Annotated in this window: 16 protein-coding genes; 11 read left to right on the plus strand and 5 right to left on the minus strand. The window is 75.6% G+C overall.

Going from position 1 to position 19,353, the window contains the following annotated elements:
* Window positions 1-90: 90 nt before the first annotated feature.
* Window positions 91-2,232, minus strand: coding sequence for a prolyl oligopeptidase family serine peptidase (locus ABZ793_RS11685; RefSeq protein WP_357455603.1), 2,142 nt, complete (start codon window positions 2,230-2,232; stop codon window positions 91-93).
* Between the two features lie 86 nt (window positions 2,233-2,318).
* Between ABZ793_RS11685 and mshB the strand changes: the two genes are divergently transcribed.
* The 3 genes from mshB (at window position 2,319) to ABZ793_RS11700 (ending at window position 4,249) form a co-directional block, all read left to right on the plus strand.
* Window positions 2,319-3,245: an N-acetyl-1-D-myo-inositol-2-amino-2-deoxy-alpha-D-glucopyranoside deacetylase gene (gene mshB / locus ABZ793_RS11690; protein WP_357455606.1), complete on the plus strand. Its 927-nt coding sequence runs from the start codon at window positions 2,319-2,321 to the stop codon at window positions 3,243-3,245.
* Window positions 3,246-3,262: 17 nt separating this feature from the next.
* Window positions 3,263-3,703: a hypothetical protein gene (locus tag ABZ793_RS11695; protein WP_357455686.1), complete on the plus strand. Its 441-nt coding sequence runs from the start codon at window positions 3,263-3,265 to the stop codon at window positions 3,701-3,703.
* A 78-nt stretch (window positions 3,704-3,781) separates the two neighbouring features.
* Window positions 3,782-4,249 carry a hypothetical protein gene (locus ABZ793_RS11700; RefSeq protein WP_350703886.1) on the plus strand — a complete coding sequence of 156 codons (468 nt, stop codon included), beginning with the start codon at window positions 3,782-3,784 and terminating at the stop codon, window positions 4,247-4,249.
* Window positions 4,250-4,409: 160 nt separating this feature from the next.
* Here the strand turns inward: ABZ793_RS11700 and ABZ793_RS11705 are convergent, their stop codons facing one another.
* Window positions 4,410-5,360, minus strand: a complete 951-nt coding sequence (locus ABZ793_RS11705) for a GNAT family N-acetyltransferase (protein ID WP_357455610.1) — start codon at window positions 5,358-5,360, stop codon at window positions 4,410-4,412.
* Window positions 5,361-5,439: 79 nt separating this feature from the next.
* Here ABZ793_RS11705 and fdxA point away from each other — a divergent pair, with 79 nt between their 5' ends.
* The 6 genes from fdxA (at window position 5,440) to ABZ793_RS11735 (ending at window position 10,210) form a co-directional block, all read left to right on the plus strand.
* Window positions 5,440-5,766: a ferredoxin gene (fdxA, locus tag ABZ793_RS11710; RefSeq protein WP_089005361.1), complete on the plus strand. Its 327-nt coding sequence runs from the start codon at window positions 5,440-5,442 to the stop codon at window positions 5,764-5,766.
* Entirely contained in the window at window positions 5,763-6,869 is a 1,107-nt protein-coding gene (dapC, locus tag ABZ793_RS11715; protein WP_357455689.1) for a succinyldiaminopimelate transaminase, read from the plus strand. Before fdxA ends, dapC begins: the two co-directional genes overlap by 4 nt.
* A 268-nt stretch (window positions 6,870-7,137) precedes the next feature.
* Window positions 7,138-7,749, plus strand: coding sequence for a hypothetical protein (locus ABZ793_RS11720; protein WP_357455614.1), 612 nt, complete (start codon window positions 7,138-7,140; stop codon window positions 7,747-7,749).
* On the plus strand, window positions 7,749-8,774 hold the full coding sequence (locus tag ABZ793_RS11725) for a prephenate dehydrogenase/arogenate dehydrogenase family protein (protein ID WP_357455617.1): 1,026 nt from the start codon (window positions 7,749-7,751) through the stop codon (window positions 8,772-8,774). The genes ABZ793_RS11720 and ABZ793_RS11725 overlap by 1 nt, the downstream gene beginning before the upstream one ends.
* 141 nt (window positions 8,775-8,915) lie before the next feature.
* The gene (locus ABZ793_RS11730) at window positions 8,916-9,563 is read left to right on the plus strand and encodes an SIMPL domain-containing protein (protein ID WP_357455620.1); all 648 of its coding nucleotides are present in this window, start codon (window positions 8,916-8,918) and stop codon (window positions 9,561-9,563) included.
* Window positions 9,563-10,210, plus strand: coding sequence for a nucleoside/nucleotide kinase family protein (locus ABZ793_RS11735; RefSeq protein WP_350703877.1), 648 nt, complete (start codon window positions 9,563-9,565; stop codon window positions 10,208-10,210). The genes ABZ793_RS11730 and ABZ793_RS11735 overlap by 1 nt, the downstream gene beginning before the upstream one ends.
* A gap of 93 nt (window positions 10,211-10,303) precedes the next feature.
* On the opposite strand, the gene ABZ793_RS11740 is transcribed toward ABZ793_RS11735, so the two are convergent.
* Both ABZ793_RS11740 and ABZ793_RS11745 read right to left on the minus strand, forming a co-directional pair.
* Entirely contained in the window at window positions 10,304-12,916 is a 2,613-nt protein-coding gene (locus tag ABZ793_RS11740; RefSeq protein WP_357455628.1) for a hypothetical protein, read from the minus strand.
* 102 nt (window positions 12,917-13,018) lie between these two features.
* The gene (locus tag ABZ793_RS11745; RefSeq protein ID WP_357455631.1) at window positions 13,019-13,576 is read right to left on the minus strand and encodes a sugar O-acetyltransferase; all 558 of its coding nucleotides are present in this window, start codon (window positions 13,574-13,576) and stop codon (window positions 13,019-13,021) included.
* Window positions 13,577-13,673: 97 nt separating this feature from the next.
* Here ABZ793_RS11745 and ABZ793_RS11750 point away from each other — a divergent pair, with 97 nt between their 5' ends.
* Window positions 13,674-17,054: a S8 family serine peptidase gene (locus ABZ793_RS11750; protein WP_357455634.1), complete on the plus strand. Its 3,381-nt coding sequence runs from the start codon at window positions 13,674-13,676 to the stop codon at window positions 17,052-17,054.
* A gap of 51 nt (window positions 17,055-17,105) precedes the next feature.
* Here ABZ793_RS11750 and dapD read toward each other — a convergent pair whose 3' ends face one another.
* Entirely contained in the window at window positions 17,106-18,062 is a 957-nt protein-coding gene (dapD, locus tag ABZ793_RS11755; RefSeq protein WP_357455637.1) for a 2,3,4,5-tetrahydropyridine-2,6-dicarboxylate N-succinyltransferase, read from the minus strand.
* Window positions 18,063-18,192: 130 nt separating this feature from the next.
* Between dapD and dapE the strand changes: the two genes are divergently transcribed.
* Window positions 18,193-19,266, plus strand: coding sequence for a succinyl-diaminopimelate desuccinylase (gene dapE / locus ABZ793_RS11760; protein WP_357455639.1), 1,074 nt, complete (start codon window positions 18,193-18,195; stop codon window positions 19,264-19,266).
* Window positions 19,267-19,353 lie beyond the last annotated feature (87 nt).

Raw genomic sequence — 19,353 nt, forward strand, 5'->3', positions numbered from 1 at the left:
CGACCGGGGCCTCCGCGCGTCCGGCGCCGCCTGCCACGCCGCTGGCCCGCCGGCACCGGTCCGGCCGTCCCGGCCCGTGCCCGGCGGCCGTCAGAGGTGCCGGCGGACGAAGTCCAGCTCCAGCCTGAGCAGGCGTTCCGCGGTGCCGCCGGCGGCCATGTGGGTGGCCCCGGTCAGCGGGAGCACCGAGTGCGGCCGGCCGGTCGCCAGCAGCGCCGCCGACAGGCGCAGGGTGTGCGCGGCCACCACGTTGTCGTCGACCAGGCCGTGCACCAGCAGCAGCGGCCGGGCCGACTCCGGATCGGCCACCGGCTCGCCGGCCAGCTCCACCAGCGAGTGGTGCGCGTAGATGTCCGTGCCGTCCTCCGGCAGGCCCAGGTAGCGCTCCGTGTACGCGGTGTCGTACAGCGCCCAGTCGGTGACCGGCGCCCCGACGATGCCGCACCGGAACAGCTCCGGGTGCCGCAGCACCGCCAGCCCCGCCAGCCAGCCGCCGAACGACCAGCCGCGCACGGCCACCCGGCCGAGATCGAGGTCGGGGTGCTTGCCGGCCAACGCGGTGAGCGCGTCCACCTGGTCGAGCAGCACGACGTCGGCCACCCGCCGGTGGATCGCCTTCTCGAAGGAGGGGGCCACGCCCGGGGTGCCGCGGTTGTCGACGGTGACCACCGCGAAGCCGGCGTCGGCCCACCACTGGCGCTCCAGCCAGGCCGAGCGGGCGGCGAGCACCTCCTGGTGCCCCGGGCCGCCGTAGACGTCCAGCAGCACCGGCAGCCGCCGCCCGGTGACGTAGTTGTCCGGGTAGAGCACCGCCGTCGGCAGCCGCCGGTCGGTGACCCGCTCCAGCAGCGGCAGCGGCGAGTACGGCGGGGTCGCGGCGAGCGAACGCAGCACGGCCACCTCGCGCTCGCCCTGCCACACCGTCCACCGGGTGCCCGGGTGGTCGAGCGAGGCGCTGCCCACCACCAGCACGTCCCCGCCGACGGCGGCGGTGTGCCAGCCCGGGTCGGTGGTGATCCGGCGGGCGTCGACGCCGCCGCCGATCGTGGTGCGCACCCGGAACAGGTGCCGCTCGCTCGGCTCCCCGTCGCTCGCCTCCACCAGCAGGTCGGCCGGGCCGGTGCCGCCGGGCAGCCGCCCCACCACCCGTCGCACGTAGAGCGACGGCGGGGTGAGCAGGGTCCCGTCGGCGAAGAGGCAGCGGGCGTCGTACCCGTCGTGGGCCAGTTCCCCGCCGACCAGCACCCGGCCGTCCGGCAGGTGCGCCGGGGTGCCGGGGATCGGCTCCACCCAGCGCGGGTCGGCCAGTTCGGCGTGCACCTGCGTCTCGCCGGTACGCGGGTCGACCGCGAGCACCAGGCCGTGCTGCTGGGAACGGCGCAGCACGGTGATCAGCGGCCCGCCGTCGGCCCAGTGCACCGCGGTCAGGTACGGGTAGGTCTCCCGGTCCCAGTGCACGTCGACCCAGCCGTCGTCGAGGTCGAGCAGGTGCAGGCTGACCTCGGCGTTCGGGCCGCCCGCCCGGGGGTACGCGACCGTGGTCGGCGGGCTCGCCGGGTCGGCCGGGTCGTGCAGGTGCCAGCGGTCCAGCCGGGACTCGTCCACCCGGGCGGCCAGCACGGAGCGCCCGTCGGGCGCCCACCAGTAGCCGCGGAACCGGTCGAACTCCTCGGCCGCGATGTGCTCGGCCAACCCCCAGGTCACCCCGGAGTCCTCGCCGGCCAGCAGGGTGTCCGTGCCGTCGTGTTCGACCACCCGCAGCTGACCCCGGCGGACCCCCTCGGCGGCGTCGGTCACGTACGCCAGGCGCTGCCCGGTCGGGTCGGGCCGCGGGTCGAGCACCGGGCCGACGGTGGCCACCTCGACCACGTCGCCGTGCACCAGGTCGGCCCGGAACAGCCGCCCGGCCAGCGCGAAGACCGCCACCCGGCCGGCGGCGTCCAGCGCGTACGAGCCGATGCCGGAGGCGCTCAGCCGCAGCCGCTCGCGCAGCGCGCGCTCGCCGGGGCTGAGCGCGTCGGCGTCGGCGTCCGCTCCGAGCAGCGCCGCCGGGTCGGCGACCAGCCGCTCCTCGCCGGTCGCCACGTCCAGCAGCCAGAGCGCGTCGGCCGGGTCCTCCGGGCCGGCCGAGCGCAGGAAGACCACCCGGGAGCCGTCGTCGGCCACGGCGACCGCGCGCGGCGCTCCGCGGCTGAACCGGCGGGTGCGGGCGGCCAGCTCCGGAAAGTCCACAGGCCAGATCGTAGAGCGGCGCCGGGGGTGATGTGGCCGACCTGCCTGGACGCGTCACGGCCGGCGGAGGAGAACCGCCGGATAGAGTGACCACCGTGACGACGCTGCCCGACCGCCGCCTCCTGCTGGTCCACGCGCACCCCGACGACGAGTCCATCGGCACCGGCTCGACGATGGCGCACTACGCCGCCGCCGGTGCCCACGTCACCCTGGTGACCTGCACGCTCGGCGAGGAGGGCGAGATCCACGTGCCGGCGCTGGCCCAGCTCGCCGCCGCCGAGGCGGACCAGCTCGGCGGGTGGCGGATCGCCGAGCTGAACGCCGCGTGCGCCGCGCTCGGCGTCACCGACCACCGCTTCCTCGGCGGCGCCGGCCGCTACCGCGACTCCGGCATGATGGGGCTCGCCACCAACGAGCACCCCCGGGCCTTCTGGCAGGCCGACCTCGACGAGGCCGCCGGCCACCTGGTGGAGATCATGCGGGAGGTACGCCCGCAGGTCGTGGTCACCTACGATGACAACGGCTTCTACGGGCACCCCGACCACATCCAGGCGCACCGGGTGACGATGCGCGCCGTCGAGCTGGCCCGCGCCGAGGGCATCGCCCCGGCGAAGGTCTACTGGACGGCCATGCCGCAGAGCGTCCTGGAAGCCGGGATGGAGCACTTCGGCGGCTCGTCGGACAACCCCTTCGCCGGCATCGACCAGGCCACCGAGCTGCCGTTCTGCACGCCGGACGCGCAGATCGCGGCGCGGATCGACGCCACCGACCAGCACGCCGCCAAGGAGGCGGCGATGCGCGCGCACGCCACCCAGATCCCCGACACCTCCTGGCTCTACTCGATCGCCGGCAACTTCGGCAGCGAGTTCATGGGCGTGGAGTACTACACCCTCGCGATGGGCGAGAAGGGCCCGGGCAGCGGGCCGTACGGCTGGGAGGACGACCTCTTCGCCGGGCTCGACGTCGCCGACGGCCCGGACCGGTCCCCGGTCGGGGCGGCCGGCCTCCGGTGACGCTGCCCGCCGCGCCGATGTCGGTCGTCCCCGAGGAGAGCGCCCCGCCACCGCCGCCCGGCCGGTCCCGGCTGTTGCTCGACCTGGCCCTGCGGGTGGCCGGTGGGCTGGTCGCCGTCCTCGGCGGGGTGCTGACCGCGGTGCTGGAGCTGCTGCTCGCCACGCTCCGGGTCGGCGGGCAGCTGATCGGCGTCTCGGTGGTCCTCGCCGTCGCCGCCAACATCGCGCTGAGCTGGTTCGCCCACGAGGCGGTCGGCCGTCGCTGGGCGGTGGCGCTGCCCGCGCTGCCCTGGTTCGTCCTGATGGCGGTCGCGGCGGTCCGCACCACCGAGGGGGACCTGCTCGTCGCGGGCGACAACTGGGTCGGCCTGGCGATGATCGTGGCCGGCGCGATGACCTTCGCGGTGATGGGCTTCCGGCAGGTCCTGGCGCAGCCGCCCGTCCGTCCGGGGGACTGACGACACCCAGGTTCCGGTGGTAGACATTCCTGCCAGGAAGCCCGCCGCGGAGGCGGGCGGTACGGCGGGAGGCGTGCGATGAGGGAGCGGTGGCGCGCGATCGGGATACTCGCGGTCGCGCTGTTCGGGGTCAACGTGGTCGCCCGGCTGGTCATCCGGTTCGGCTTCGACGGCGACGACACCACCGCCGCCGACCGGGTGTCGCTCGGGATGTTCGCGGTGATCGGGCTGGTGCTGGCCGTGGTCGCCTTCCTCTGGGGCAAACGTCGGCCGGTCGCCGCCTGGGGGTCCGACATGGCCGCCGCGGTCGGCGTCGCGCTGCTGCTGACGGTTCTGGTCGGGCCGCTGCTGGTCGGGGAGAACCCGTTCGGCGGGGGCGCGGGCACGTTCTTCGCCCAGATCTGGCTCTACCTCGCGGCCACCGGCGTCGGGGTGCTGCTCGGCTACCTGCTGCTCACGGCGCTCGGCCTCGACCACCGCTCGCAGTCCCTCAAGCGGTACGCCGAGCTGAAGGCCACCAAGCCCCGCAAGGTCGTCCGCCGCTGACCCGCGCGCCGCGCCGGTCCACCGGCGCGCGCCGGGCGGCCGGGGCGCTCGGGGCGGCACCATGCCCCTTGTTCGGCCCTGTCGAGCTGCCCTCACAGCTGGGGCACGGCCCCGCCCGGAGGGCGGGTGCGCCTCCCGTACGCGGCGGAGGGCGGTGCGGTCAGCGCGGGGCGGTGCGGGTGAGGTAGGTGTGGTGGGTGGTGAAGCCCAAGGTCCGGTAGAGGGCCACCGCCGGGGTGTTGCGCTGCTCGACCTGGAGGAAGGCGCGCGAGGCGCCGGTCGCGGCGCCCCAGTCGGCGAGCGCGCGGATGACCCGGCCCGCCAGGCCCTGCCGCCTCGCCTCGGGTCGCACCTCGATCACGCTGAGCCCGAGCCAGCGCCCCGAGCCGGTGACCGCGCCGCGGCCGACGGCGACCAGCGCGCCGTCGGCGTACACGTGGGCGAAGCGGACCTGCCCCACGGCGGTGAGCACGTGCCGGGCGGCGTCCGGCAGGCCGCCCTTGCTGCCCGCGACGACGGCGAGCCAGTCGTCCGACGGCGCGGCGGCCAGCTCGACCGGCGGTGACCCGGCGGCCGCCGGCGGCAGCCCCGCCAGCGGCACGGTCTGCACCAGCACGGGCGGGCCGCTGCCCCAGCCCCGCGCGTCCAACTCGGCGCCGACCGGGGCGGCGAGCGGCAGCGGGGTGTTGACCAGCGCCGGTTGGCCGAGGTCGGCGTACCAGCGCTCCACCGCGTCGAGCGCGGCGGGCAGCGGACGGTCCGGGTCGCCCACCGGCAGCGCCGAGTTGGCCCGGCCGGTCCAGCCGTCGGCGGCGCGCAGCAGCCAGTCCCCGAGCCGACCCCGGACGGCGGCGGGCCACGCCTCGTCGGCGGCCAGCTCCAACTCGGTCACGGCCGCGGCGGTGGGCCGGCGGGTCGGCGGCACCCGCTTGGCCCGGTGCACCTCGGCCACCGGGACCCGGAGCCGGCCCTGCGTGGTGGCGAGAGTGAGATGGGTCTCGCTCAGCTCGACCAGCTCGCCGAGGGCGTCCGAGAAGAGGGGTCGGCCTTCGCGAATCCCCACAATCCGGCGAACCACGATCCGGTGTCCCACATCCTGCTGTCGGAGCACGATCGACCCCCTCCCCGGCGAGATACTAGGCTCTTACCGTCGCGGGTGATCGCGGCGTGTCTTGCGGAGGAGAAGACCGGTGACCTACATCATCGCCGAGCCGTGCGTGGATGTGCTCGACAAGGCATGCATCGAGGAGTGCCCGGTCGACTGCATTTACGAGGGCAACCGGATGCTCTACATCCACCCCGACGAGTGCGTCGACTGTGGTGCCTGTGAGCCCGTCTGCCCGGTCGAGGCGATCTTCTACGAGGACGACGTCCCGGAGCAGTGGAAGGACTACACCGGCGCCAACTACGAGTTCTTCGAGGACCTGGGCTCGCCCGGTGGCGCCTCGAAGATCGGCAAGGTGGAGAAGGACGCGTCCTTCGTCGCCGCGCAGCCGCCGCGCGGCGAGGGCCACTGAACCGCCCCGCGCCGGTCTCGTCGCGGCTGCCCGAGTTCACCTGGGACACCCTGGACGCCGCGGCCGCACTGGCCGCGGCGCACCCGGAGGGCCTGATCAACCTCTCCATGGGCACGCCGGTCGACCCGGTGCCCGAGGTGATCCGGCGGGCGCTCGCCGAGGCGTCCGACGCCCCGGGCTACCCGCTGACCGCCGGCACGCCGGCGCTGCGCGAGGCGATCGCCGCCTGGGTAGCGCGGGCCTGCGGAGCGGGCGTCGACGGCCTCGGCGTGCTGCCGACGATCGGCTCCAAGGAACTCGTCGCCTGGCTGCCCACCCTGCTCGGGGTGGGCCCCGGTGACGTCGTCGTGGTGCCGTCGGTCGCCTACCCGACGTACGAGGACGGGGCCCGGCTCGCCGGCGCCACCGTCGTGCGCGCCGACTCGCTGACCGCGGTCGGCCCGACCCCCCGGGTGCGCCTGGTCTGGGTCAACTCGCCGGGCAACCCGACCGGGCGGGTGCTGCCGGCGGCCCATCTGCGCAAGGTGGTCGACTGGGCCCGGGAGCGCGGCGCGGTGGTCGCCAGCGACGAGTGCTACCTGCCCCTGGGCTGGTCCGCCGAGCCGGTCTCGGTGCTCTCGCCCGAGGTCTGCGGCGGGTCGTACGACGGCGTGCTGGCGGTGCACTCGCTCTCCAAGCGGTCCAACCTGGCCGGCTACCGGGCCGGGTTCGTCGCCGGCGACCCGGCGCTCGTGGCGGAGCTGCTCAAGGTCCGCAAGCACGCCGGCATGATCGTGCCCGCGCCCGTGCAGGCCGCGATGGTGGCCGCGCTGGGCGACGAGCGGCACGCCGACGAGCAGCGGGAGCGCTACCGTGCCCGGCGGGAGATCCTGCACGCCGCGTTCACCGGGGCCGGCTTCACGGTCGAGCACTCCGAGGCGGGCCTCTACCTCTGGCTGACCCGGGGCGAGGACTGCTGGGAGACCGTCGACTGGCTGGCCCGCCGGGGCATCCTGGCCGCCGCCGGCGCCCTCTACGGCCCGGGCGGCCGGCAGCACGTCCGGGTGGCGTTGACCGAGTCCGACGCGCACGTGGCGGCGGTCGCCGGCCGGCTGCGCGGCTGACCCCGCGCGACTGTGGCGCCTCCTGCGGCGGCCTGCCGCACGACCGCGGCGCCGGCCGGGAGCGGTGGGCTCGACGGGGTCGCCCAGGGCGCCGCCCGAGCGGTAGTCTGCCGCGGGCCTCGCATGTGATCTTGCGTCACGTCGCGGTCGTGCGCGCGCCCGGACAGGTCGAGGTCGGGGGGCGTGGCGATGGACGGTGGTGTGCGGGTGGCCGGTCGACCGGCCAGCGAGGCCGGGGCGTCCCGGTCCGGCGCGAGGGCGGGCTGAGGTGCGCTACCTGCACCCGCTGCTGCGGGACCGGAACATCGACGGCGTGCGGCAGGCGTCCCTGGCGACGGCCGCCGTGATCTTCGGCGTGCTGAACGTCGCCGTGCTCCGGCAGGCCGAGCTGCGCGACAGCGGGGCCAAGGTGCTGGCCGTGCTGGTGTCCGCGCTCAGCCTGGCCCTCATCGGTGGCGTGGTGCAGCGGCTGTTCCTGCTGATCTGGGCCCACCCGGTGCTGGGCCGGTGGGTCTACGAGTCGTCGTCGGGCACCTGGGGGGTGGCCCACATCGGCCTGCGTGGCGGTGAGCTGACCTACTCCGTCCAGCTCTACCGGACCGAGCAGGACGCCCTGGCGGCGGTCCGCCGCGAGCCCGGGTTCGTCGCCCGCTGCTTCGCCACCGTCTCGTCCGTCGGCGTCACGTACGACAAGGGCCAGCTCGAACTCATCTACAAGATCGGTGACGCGCACGAGGACTACGCCCCGCGCAGCGGCATGCTGACCCTCACACCGCTCGGCGAGCGGGAGATGAAGGGGTACTGGAAAAGCGATATCCTCGGCGCCGAAGCGAGTCGGGGCGTTCTCGACATGTACCGACCGAAACGCCGAGGTGCCTGATGCGTGAGAGACCCGGCGGGTCGTTGCGGGCCGCCGTGGTGGGCACCGGCCTCATCGGCGGGTCGATCCTGGTGCGGCTGCACGAGGCGGGCGTGGACGTCGCCGGCTGGGATCCCGACGAGGCCACCCGGGCGGAGGGCCGCCGGCGGGGGATCGCCTTCCCCGACGAACTGGTCGAGGCGGTGCGCGACCGTGACCTGGTGTTCCTCTGCGGGCCGCTGCCGACCCTGCCGGACGCCCTGGTCACCGTCGTCGCCCACACGCCCGAGAGCTGCGTGGTCACCGACGTGGGCAGCACGAAGGGCGGGTTGGCGGCCTTCGCCGTCGAGCGCGGCCTGACCGGCCGGTTCGTCCCCGGGCACCCGATGGCCGGCACGGAGCGGTTCGGGCTGACCGCCGCCGTGCCGGCGCTGTTCGAGGGGGCGGCCTGGGTGCTCTGCCCGGCGCCGGAGGGCATCGACGCGTTCCGGCTCCTGGCCGGCCTCGTCGTGGACGTCTTCGCGGCCCGGGTGGTGCCGATGTCCCCGTCCGTGCACGACGCGGTGGTGGCCCTGTCGTCCCACGTCCCCCACCTGCTGGCCGGCAGCCTCGCCGGGGCGGTGGCCCGGTCGGACGTCCGGGACGCCGTGCTCGGGCTCGCCGCGGGCAGTTTCCGGGACGGCACCCGGATCGCCGGTACGCCCGCGAGGCGGACCGCGGACATGTTGTTCCACAACCGCGAGCAGGTGGTCCGGCAGCTCGACCGGGTGCGCGCCTTCCTGGACGAGTTGTCGGCGGCATTGGTCCGCGACGACCTGGACGCGCTCGTCGAGGGCTACCGGCAGGCCCGCGACCTGCGGACGGCCCTGCTCGACCGGGATCTGCACGCGTCCCGGCGGGAGTTCCCGACGAGCGGGGACCACGCCGACGAGCTCGCGTACCTGGTGGCGCTGGGCGAGGCGGGCGGGCACCTCACCGGCTGCCGCGTCGGCCCCGGCACCGTCGCCTACACGGGCCACCTCCCGGAATCCGCCGACCCCGCCTGACCGGGCGGCCCGCAGGGTCTCCTGCGCCTGCGAACCGGTGCCGAGGACGGTCGGCGCGCCGCGGCACGTCGGTCGGTCGTCGCCCGCGTCGCTTCCCGCGCGGGGCGGGCGGGCGGACGGGAGCGCGGTTAGGGTGAGGGCATGGTGGACGGGCCGGTGGTGGCGGTGCGCGGCGAGGCGTACCGGGAGGTCCCTCCCGAGATCGCCCGGTTCACGGTGACCGCCACGGCCCGCGACCGGGACCGGGAGGCCACCCTGACCCGGCTGGCCGAGCGGGCCGCCGCCGTCCGGGTGCTGCTCGACGGCTACGGCCCCGCGATCGACCGGCGGGAGACCGGCGAGCTGCGGGTCCGGCCGGAGACCCGGCGCTCCGGCGAGCGCGTGGTCGCGTATCACGGCAGCGTGGCGACCACCGTGACGGTCAGCGACTTCACCGCGCTCGGCGACCTGATGCTGCGCCTGGCCGACCAGGACCAGGTCGAGGTGGCCGGGCCGTGGTGGTCGTTGCGGCCGGACAGCCCGGCCCACCGGGAGGCCCGGCACGCCGCGATCGCCGACGCGCTGTTGCGCGCCCGGGAGTACGCGGAGGCGCTCGGCGCCCGGGTGACCGCCCTGATCGAGCTGGCCGACGCGGGCGCGGCGGAGCGGCCCATGATGAGCCGGATGGCGTACGGGACGGGCGGCGGCGCCGAGGGCGGGCCGCCGGAGCTGGAGCTCGACCCGCAGCCGCAGACCGTGCAGGCGGCGGTGCAGGCGCGGTTCGCGATCAGCGAGCCGGTTCTCGGCTGATGACGACCGCCCGGGTCGTCGGGGTCGACGAGTTGGTCGCGCGGGCGCGCGCCCTCGCCGACGCCGGCCCGCGTCAGCTGCTCGGCATCGTCGGGGCGCCCGGCGCGGGCAAGTCCACGCTGGCGGAGCGGATCGTCGAGGCGGTCGGCCCCGCCGCTCGGCTGGTGCCGATGGACGGCTTCCACCTGGCCCAGGCCGAGCTGCACCGGTTGGGCCGGGCCGAGCGCAAGGGCGCCGTGGACACGTTCGACGCCAACGGCTACGTCTCGATGCTGCGGCGGCTGCGCCGGCTGGAGCCGACCGCCGTCTACGCGCCGGCGTTCCGGCGGGACCTGGAGGAGCCGGTGGCCGGGGCGATCGAGGTGCCGCCGTCGGTGCGGCTGGTGGTCACCGAGGGCAACTACCTGCTGCTGGGTGCGCCGCCCTGGGACGAGGTGCGGTCGTTGCTGCACGAGGCGTGGTTCCTCGACCTGGACGCCGAGCTGCGGCTGCGCCGGCTGACCGCCCGGCACCAGGCGTACGGGCGGTCGGCGGAGCAGGCCCGGGCGTGGGCGACGGGCAGCGACGAGGCCAACGCCGCCCTGGTGGCGGGCACCGCGCACGCCGCCGACCTGGTCGTCCGGCTCGACGAGCCGCCGCCGGCCTGAGCCGCGCCCCGCCCCACCGCCGACGGCCTGGCCCTGGGTGTCCCGCCCCGCCGCCGGCCTGACCCGCGCCCCGGCCACCGCCGCCGGTCGGGGTCAGCCGGCGCCGCGCCGGGGCGCCGGCACGCCCCGCCGCAGCAGCCGGGCCACCCGCGAGCGTTCCCGCTGGAACTCCGCCGCCTCCGGATAGCCGCTGTGGTTGCGGATCGGCGGGTCGGCCACCTCCCCGTCGCTCGGGTGCAGCGCCTCCGGGTCGCGTACGGCGACGTCGCGTTCCCCCGCCGTCACCTGCCAGCCGAGGGGGTCGGTGGCCCGCCAGAAGTTGGTCCAGCGGGTGCGCCCGCCGGGCGGCGTCAGCGCGTCGGCCAGCACCGGCAGCCGGTCGGGCCCGAAGTACGCCGGGAAGACCCGCCCGTAGAGCCGGGTGAGCTGGCAGCCGTAGGAGAAGTACCAGATCCGCCGGCGCGACCGGGCGGGAAGCTGGAGGATCACCGCGGCGCAGATCACCGTGCCCTGGCTGTGCCCGGAGAGGATGATCCCGTCCACGGCCCGGGGGTCGTGCTCGTCGAGCGCCAGCAGCCCGGCCGTGCGGGTCTGCAACTCGGGCACGGCCCGCTCGGCGTAGCTGGGCGGGGCGAGCGGGTGCGCGGCCCGGGGCCAGAAGGTGCCGACGTCCCAGAGCACGCCGACCGAGCGGCGGACGAGGTCGTTCCGGTAGACCAGCAGACCCACGGCGCCGACGAGCACAGGCAGCCAGCCGAGCATCCGGTCGCCCACGCCGGAGATCCACTCGACCACGGCGGCGCCGCCGGTCGCCACCGTGGGGTGGGGCCGGCCGCCGGAGAGCGCCGCGGCGTAGCCGAGGGTGACCAGCACCCCGGCTGCGGCGGCGTAGCGACCGACCAGCCGCACCGCGTGCTCGCCGACCAGCCGGTGCAGCGCCCGCCAGGCGCTCACCTGCCGGCAGCGCCGCAGGTCGTGGCCGGAGAGCCGGTGGCCGGCGGGCACCAGCTCCGCGTACTCGTGGCGGCGCAGGCGGAGGAAGAGCAGGCCGGCCCGGGCGGCCGTGGCGACGAGCGTGAGCAGGGCGACGGCGAACGCGAGCCCGGCCCAGGTCACCGGGACCGGGGGCGCCACGGGGGAGACCGCGTCGGCCGTCGCGCCGCCGCCGAGCCGGCCGGTGACCCAGTAGAGCAGCCCGGCGCAGTAGGAGACGCAGAGCACCCAGCCGAAGCCGGCGATGAGCGCCGGGGCCCGGCCGCCCCAGGCCAGGTCGGTGTGGGGCTCCGGCGGCTGCCGCTCGGCCGGCGTCGGTGCGCGCGGCAGCAGCAGGCCCGTCGCGGCGAGCGCGACGACCCCGACGGCGAGCATCCAGACCTCCAACGGCGGGGGCGCGGGCGGGATCCCGGGCAGCCGGCCCGCGATCCAGGCGACGCCGAGGCCGAGCAGCAGGGCGGCCGCCGCCGGCGCGGCGAGCGCCCGCCGCCCCGACCGGCTCACCGACCCGATCGCGATCAGCAGCAGCAGTTGCCCGGTGCCGAACCAGGCGACGACCCGGTCGACGCCGGGCAGCGACCGGTCTGCCGGGCACGGCGGCGCGGCGGGCTGCCGGCCGCAGCCGGGCACCTGGCGCAGGTCGGCCAGCGGGGTGCCCGCGGGCCCGTCGGGCAGCAGCAGGATCAGCAGGGTGCCCGCCAGCCCGGCGCCGGTGAGCACGACGACCGCCACGCTCCAGCGGCCGAGCGGGGTCCGGCCGGCGCGCCGGGTCAGCCAGGGCCGCGCGAGCGCCACGACCACGATCAGCACGGCGGCGGCGAGCGCGGCCACGGTGGGCCAGGCGACGGCGGCCCGGGCGCCGCGGGGCGGGTCCATCGCGAGGACCGCACCGAGTGGTACGGCGGCGGCCACGACGGCGCCGGTGCACAGGTGCAGCACGGCCGCGCGGCGCAACTGCCCCTCCCCGTTCCAGAAGGTGGGGTGCTGGAGCGGATTGCCCAGCGGGCCGGGTGGCGGCTCCGGCACGGGCTGCCCGGGCTCACCCGTCGGGGTCCCCCCGGGCGGCCGGGGGCCGGCGAGGGGGACCGGCTCGGCCGGCATCTGCGCCTCGTACTGGTAGGTCCGCCAGCTCACCAGGCCGAGCAGGGCCAGCACGCCGAGCGGTGCGAGCAGGCCGACGGCGAGGGGCCGCGCGCCCTCGCTCCACCAGCCCTGCCCGAGGAACTCCCACGGGCCGGGGATCCGGCGCAGGCAGTCCTCGTCGACGCACTGCCAGCCCACGAGGTCGACCCCGACACCGGTGAAGGTGAGCGCGAGCGTGCCGGTGAGGCTCAGGCAGAACAGCCGGATCAACCAGGCGGTGACCCCCGACCTGCCGGCCGGGCGTTCGTCGTCCGGGTCCGCCGGGATGCCCGGCCGGGCGTGCAGCGCGACGTTGGCCAGGGTGAAGGGCAGCAGCAGCGTCCACAGCGCCCGCTCCACGTCACGCGCGGTCCGCCCGCCGGAGGTCAACTGCCCCCAGCTGTACGCCTCGACGACGACCGGGTCGTCCGGCCCGGCGGCGGGGGAGCGGTAAAAGCCGGTGACCGGGTCGCCCGCGACGCGCCACGGCGGGGGCGGGTCGACCCCCGGCGCGGGCCGCAGGCCGAGGATCTGGCCCGGGGGCGTGTTGGAGACCCCGTGCACGCGCAGTTCGAGCACCCGACCGTTCATCCCCGCCTCCTGGTGACGACGTCACCACCCACAGTGCCGTGGGCGGGGCTGTCGGCGCCAGTCGCGGATGGACGTTTGTGCAGGTGGTGGGCTTGATCGGGGTCAGTCGAGCTGGCGTACGACGCGAGCCGGATTACCCAGCGCGACGACGTTGGCCGGCAGGTCCCTCGTCACGACGGCACCCGCGCCGACGACGGTGTTCTCCCCGACGGTGACGCCGGCGAGCACGATCGCGCCGCCGCCGAGCCAGACGTTGTCGCCGATGGTGATCGGCTTGGCCGCCTCCCACTTGTCGCGGCGCGGCCCGGACTCGACGGGGTGGGTGGGGGTGAGCAGTTGCACGTTCGGTCCGATCTGGACGTCGGCGCCGATGGTGATCGGGGCGACGTCGAGGAAGACCGCGTTGAAGTTGACGAAGCTGCGCGGCCCGATCCGGATCTGCCAGCCGTAGTCGCAGTAGAAGGGTGGCCGCACCGAGGTCTCCTCGCCCACCTCGCCGAGCAGTTCGCGCAGGGCCGCGAGCCGGCCCTCGGGGTCGGCCGCGGGACTGGTGTTGAAGCGTTCCATCAGCCGCGCGGCGCGGTCCAGATCGGCGATGATCTCCGGCTCGTTGGCGATGTACGGCTCGCCGGCCAGCATGCGTTCCTTCATGGAGGTCACCGGTCGATCATCCCGAAGGGCGGGCGCGTCCGTTGGCTGGTCCGTCATCTTCGCGTCTTCATTTTACATACCCGGTATGTAAACATGATGACTGTCAATGCGCGTCTCTCCACAGGTAGTAACGCCCGACGAGGAGGATCCGTTGCAGCGAAGTAGAAAACTGGCCGGTCTCGGTCTCGTGCTCGGCATGGTGCTCGGCACTCCGGGGATGGCCGTGGCCCAGGCGCCCGCCGGCCCCGCCGCCCGTCCTGACCCGACCGCCGGCCCGGGTGCCGTCGCCCCGGCGCCGCAGCCGGGCAGCCGTCCCACCACCGTCACCCTGATCAGCGGGGACCGGGTCACCGTGACCGGCACCGGGGCGAGCGTGCGTCCCGGGCCGGGGCGCGAGAAGATCCGCTTCCTGACCCGCCGCGAGCAGGGCCGGCTCAGTGTCGTGCCGCAGGACGCGGTGGTGCCGATCCAGGCGGGGCGGGTCGACCGGCGGCTGTTTGACGTCACCGGGCTGATCGAGGCCGGCTACGACGACGCCCGCCGTGACGACCTGCCGGTGCTGATCACCGGCGGGTCGGGCGCCGCCCGGCGTGCGGCGGCGCCGGCCGGGGTGACCGTCACCCGCGAGTTGCCCGCCGTCCGCGGGGTCGCCGCGACGGCGGCCAAGGACCGGGCCGGCGAGGTGTGGGCGGCGGTCACCGCCGCCGGGGCGCGGGTCGGCGCGGCGGGGGGTGTCGACCGGATCTGGCTCGACGGCCGGCGGCGGACCACCCTCGACCGCAGCGTGCCGCAGATCGGCGCGCCGGCCGCCCACCAGGCCGGTCTCACCGGCCGGGGCGTGCGGGTGGCGGTGCTGGACACCGGGCTGGACGCCACCCACCCGGACCTGGCCGGCCGGGTGGCGCAGGCGCGCAACTTCACCGAGGAGGCCGCGGCCGGCGACGTGGTCGGGCACGGCACCCACGTCGCCTCGATCATCGCCGGCAGCGGCGCCGCCTCCGGTGGCCGGCACCGGGGCGTGGCCCCCGACGCGACGCTGCTCGACGGCAAGGTCTGCGAGACGTACGGCTGCCCCGAGTCGGCGATCCTCGCCGGCATGCAGTGGGCCGCGGTCGAGCAGCGGGCCGACGTGGTCAACCTGAGTCTCGGTGGCTTCGACACCCCGGAGGTCGACCCGCTGGAGGAGGCCGTCAACGCGCTCACCGCGCAGACCGGCGCCCTCTTCGTGATCAGCGCCGGCAACGACGGCACCTTCGCCCCGGTCAGTTCCCCCAGCACCGCCGACGCCGCCCTCTCCGTGGGTGCCGTCGACCGGGACGACAGCCTCGCCGACTTCTCCAGCCGTGGCCCCCGGGTCGGCGACGACGGGCTCAAGCCGGACCTCACCGCCCCCGGCGTGGGGATCGTCGCGGCGCGCAGCCGGGACGGGGTGATCGGCGAGCCGGCCGGGGACGGGTACGTGTCGCTGTCCGGCACGTCGATGGCCGCCCCGCACGTCACCGGCGCGGTGGCGCTGCTGGCCCAGCAGCACACCGACTGGACCGCCGACCGGCTCAAGGCCACCCTGATGGCCTCGGCGAAACCTCGCCCGGAGCTGACCGCGTACCAGCAGGGGGCCGGCCGCGTCGACGTGGCCCGCGCGATCGGCCAGACGGTGACCAGCGACCCGCCGAGCGTCTCCTTCGGCCGGGCGCTCTGGCCCCACCACGACGACGCCCCGATCACCCGCACGGTGACCTGGCGCAACGACGGCCCGGCCGCGGTCACCCTGGACCTGGCCGTCGAGGTGACCGGCCCGGACGGCGAGCCGGCCCCCGCCGGCATGTTCGCCCTCGGCGCCGACCAGGTCAGCGTGCCGGCCGGCGGCACGGCGAGCGCCACCGTCACCGCCGACACCCGGGTCGACGGGCCGGACGGCCACTACACCGGCCGGGTCTTCGCCCGCTCCGGCGACACGGTGGCGGTCACCCCGCTGGCCGTGCACCGGGAGGTGGAGAGCTACGACGTGACGGTCCGCCACCTGGGCCGGGACGGCGCGGCCGTCGGCGAGCACGGCACCACGCTGGTCTCGCTCGACGGATTCGCCACGTACGACGTGTACGACCCGGACGGCACCGCCGAGCTGCGGCTGCCGAAGGGCCGGTACGGACTGAACAGCCTCGTGTTCGAGCTGGAAGGCGGGCAATTCGCCGGGGTCACGCAGCTCGTCCAGCCGGAGCTGGTGGTCGCCGGGGACACTCGGGTCACCGTGGACGCCCGGCGGGGCAAGCCGGTCCGGATGAGCGTCCCGCAGGGCTCGGCCACCCCGGTGCTGGTCGACACCGGCGCGAACTTCCTCCTCGACGAGGGCAGCTACGGCTTCGGCCTGCTGGCCTTCGACTTCGACGGTCTCTTCAGCGCCGGTCTCGGCCGGTCGGTGTCGGGGGAGCGTTTCGTCGCCACGATCAGCAGCCAGTGGGCCGACCGGGAGGCCGCCAGCAGCCCCTACCTCTACGCCCTCAGCGAGGCGACGCCCGGCCGGATGCCGACCGGATTCGTCCGGGACTACCGGGCGAAGGACCTGGCCACCGTCACCCACCGGTTCCGGGCCGCACCTTCCGGGCTGGTGACCGAGCGGATGGTCTTCCCGCACCTGGAGCCGGACGTCGGCGGCTGGGCGGTCGTCCTGCCCACCGCGACGCCGGGGCAGCGGGTCGAGCACTACAACACGCGGGGCGTGCGCTGGTCCTCCGAGCTGAACTTCGGGGTGCCGACCGAGGACGGCTGGACCGACGTGAAGGCCGTGCTCGTCTCCGAGGAGCGGAGCCTGCGGGCCGGCCGGCACTACCGGGAGAGCTGGAACGGCGCGCCGTACGGGCCGTCCGTCCCGGGGGGCGCGATCATCCGCCAGGGCGACCGCATCGAGGTCGGCGTGCCGTTGCACGGTGACGCCGAGGGGCACCCGGGCGGCTCCGTCGCCGACACCGCCCGCACCGCCCTCTACCGCGACGGGGTGCTGGTCGGGGAGACCCCGGAACCGGCGTACGGCAGGTTCGAGGTGCCGCCCGGCGCGGCGGACTACCGGCTGGAGGTGCTGTCGAGGCGGAGCTTCACCGACCTCGCCACCGAGGTCGCGGCGACGTGGACGTTCCGGTCCCGGCACGTCGCCGGGGACGACCCGGCCGCGCTGCCGGTGTCGGCGATCCGCTTCGCGCCCCGGCTCGACCAGGACCACGCTGCCCCGGCCGGGCGTACCTTCGCCATCCCGGTGCAGGTGCAGCGGCAGCCGGGCGCACCGTCGGCCCGGGTGGCCGCGTTGACCGTCGACGTCTCCTACGACGGCGGGAAGACGTGGCAGCCGGCCCTGGTCCGGTCCGGCGGGGACGGCTGGACGGCCACCGTACGGCACCCGGCCGGCACGGGACACGTCTCGCTGCGGGCCACCGCCCGGGACACCGCCGGCAACACGGTCACCCAGCGCGTCATCCAGGCGTACCGCCTGCGGTGAGGCGTACCCCCTCCGGGTCCGCGGCCGACCGCGGGCCCGGAGGGGCGGCCGTCAGTCGTTGGCGTGCAGGGCGGCGTTCAGCTCGATGCCCCGGCCGGTGCGCTGCTTCGCCTCCAGCGCCCCGGTGACCGAGTTGCGCCAGAACAGCAGCCCGTCCACGCCGGAGAGCTCGCGGGCCTTGACCACCCGGCCGTCCGGCAGCGTGATCTTCGACGCGGCGGTGACGTAGCACCCGGCCTCGACCACGCAGTCGTCGCCGAGGGAGATCCCGACACCGGCGTTCGCGCCGATCAGGCTCCGCTCGCCGATGCGCACCTTCTCGGTGCCGCCGCCGGAGAGGGTGCCCATGATGGAGGCACCGCCGCCGATGTCGGAGCCGTCGCCGACCAGCACGCCCTGCACGATCCGCCCCTCGACCATGGAGGTGCCGAGCGTGCCGGCGTTGAAGTTGACGAAGCCCTCATGCATGACCGTGGTGCCGGCGGCGAGGTGCGCGCCGAGCCGCACCCGGTCGGCGTCCGCGATCCGGACACCGGAGGGCACCACGTAGTCGGTCATCCGGGGGAACTTGTCCACCCCGTGGACGGCCAGGTGGCGGCCGGCCGCCCGCTCGATGACCCGCAGCTCGTCCACCCGCTCCGGCGGGCACGGCCCGGCGGAGGTCCACGCGACGTTCGCCAGCTTGCCGAAGATGCCGTCGAGGTTCAGCTCGTTGGGACGCACCAGGCGGTGCGAGAGCAGGTGCAGCCGCAGGTACGCGTCGGCGGCGTCCTTGATCGGGTCGTCCAGCGAGCCGATCACGGTGACCACCTGGACGGTACGCAGCCCGGGCAGCGCCCGGTCGCCGACCGCCCCCGGCGGCAGGTCCAGCACGTCCGTCTCGTCCTCGCCGGCGACCAGCGGCAGCTCGCCGAGCCCCAGCTTGCCGGTCGGGTACCAGGTGTCGAGCACCTGGTCGTCAGCGGTCACGGTGGCCAGGCCGATGCCCCAGGCGGATTCGGACGTCACTGATTCACCTCTCGTTCGTGGCTGCGGGTCGCCGGTTCCCCTCGCGCCCCCGCGCGGCGGCGTCCCACGCCGGTCGCCCGGGGAACGCTCGCTCCTCGCGCTCACCCGACCTGACGGTACCGTGCGAACCATGGAGAACCCGCTGACCCCCGAGGTCCTGGCCGATCCGGTGGCCCTGACCCGCGCGCTGGTCGACATAGAGTCCGTGTCCCTCGACGAGAAGGCCATCGCCGACTGCGTGGAGGAGGTGCTGCGGGGCGTGCCGCACCTGACCACCTACCGGCACGGCAACACGGTGATGGCGCGGACCGACCTGGGCCGGGACCAGCGGATCGTGCTCGCCGGCCACCTTGACACGGTGCCGTTGAACAACAACTTCCCGTCGAGCATGCGCGGCGACCTGATGTACGGCTGCGGCACCTCGGACATGAAGTCCGGGGTGGCGTACGCGCTGCACCTGGCGGTGACGCTGCCGGACCCGCGCTACGACGTGACGTACTTCTTCTACGAGGCCGAGGAGATCGAGTCGAAGTACAACGGCCTCTTCCTCGTCGCCGAGGCGCACCCGGAGTGGCTGGAGGCGGACTTCGCGGTGCTGCTGGAGCCGACGTACGGGATCGTCGAGGCGGGCTGCCAGGGCACCATGCGGGCGATCGTCACCACCACCGGCGTACGCGCCCACTCGGCCCGCTCGTGGCACGGGGTGAACGCGATCCACGCGGCGGGCGAGGTGCTCGACCGGCTGACCCGGTACGAGGCGCGGCGCGTCACCATCGACGGCTGCGACTACCGGGAGGGGATGAACGCGGTCCGCATCAACGGCGGCGTGGCCGGCAACGTGGTGCCGGACCGGTGCGAAGTCGAGGTCAACTACCGGTTCGCGCCGGACCGTACGCCGGCCGAGGCCGAGGCGCACGTGCGGGAGGTCTTCGCCGGCTTCGACGTGCGGGTCACCGACTCGGCCGCCGGCGCCCCGCCCGGGCTGGAGGCGGCCCCGGCCCGGGAGTTCCTCGCGGCGGTCGGCGCCGCGCCGATCGGCAAGCTGGGCTGGACGGACGTGGCCCGGTTCGCGGCGATGGGCATTCCGGCTCTGAACTTCGGCCCCGGCGACCCGAACCTGGCCCACCACCCGGACGAGCACGTCGAGATCAGCAAGATCCGGGACGGCGCCGCCACGCTGCACCGCTGGCTCGCCCCCGCCTGACGGCCTCCTGGGCGGTCGTCCGGTCGCCTGCCGGCCGCCCGCCCCGGTGGTCGCCCGCCCCGAGCGCGACCGGGAGGCCCACGTCGG

It is taken from the genome of Micromonospora sp. NPDC047465 (assembly GCF_040643125.1).
Taxonomy (GTDB): domain Bacteria; phylum Actinomycetota; class Actinomycetes; order Mycobacteriales; family Micromonosporaceae; genus Micromonospora.

Excerpts from the sequence above, each read along its gene's own strand:
- ABZ793_RS11695 (WP_357455686.1), top strand. The coding sequence starts at position 3,263 with ATGTCGGTCGTCCCCGAGGAGAGCGCCCCGCCACCGCCGCCCGGCCGG.
- ABZ793_RS11700 (WP_350703886.1), top strand. The coding sequence starts at position 3,782 with ATGAGGGAGCGGTGGCGCGCGATCGGGATACTCGCGGTCGCGCTGTTC.
- ABZ793_RS11725 (WP_357455617.1), top strand. The coding sequence starts at position 7,749 with ATGCGTGAGAGACCCGGCGGGTCGTTGCGGGCCGCCGTGGTGGGCACC.
- ABZ793_RS11730 (WP_357455620.1), top strand. The coding sequence starts at position 8,916 with ATGGTGGACGGGCCGGTGGTGGCGGTGCGCGGCGAGGCGTACCGGGAG.
- ABZ793_RS11735 (WP_350703877.1), top strand. The coding sequence starts at position 9,563 with ATGACGACCGCCCGGGTCGTCGGGGTCGACGAGTTGGTCGCGCGGGCG.
- ABZ793_RS11740 (WP_357455628.1), bottom strand. The coding sequence starts at position 12,916 with ATGAACGGTCGGGTGCTCGAACTGCGCGTGCACGGGGTCTCCAACACG.
- ABZ793_RS11750 (WP_357455634.1), top strand. The coding sequence starts at position 13,674 with ATGCGCGTCTCTCCACAGGTAGTAACGCCCGACGAGGAGGATCCGTTG.
- dapE (WP_357455639.1), top strand. The coding sequence starts at position 18,193 with ATGGAGAACCCGCTGACCCCCGAGGTCCTGGCCGATCCGGTGGCCCTG.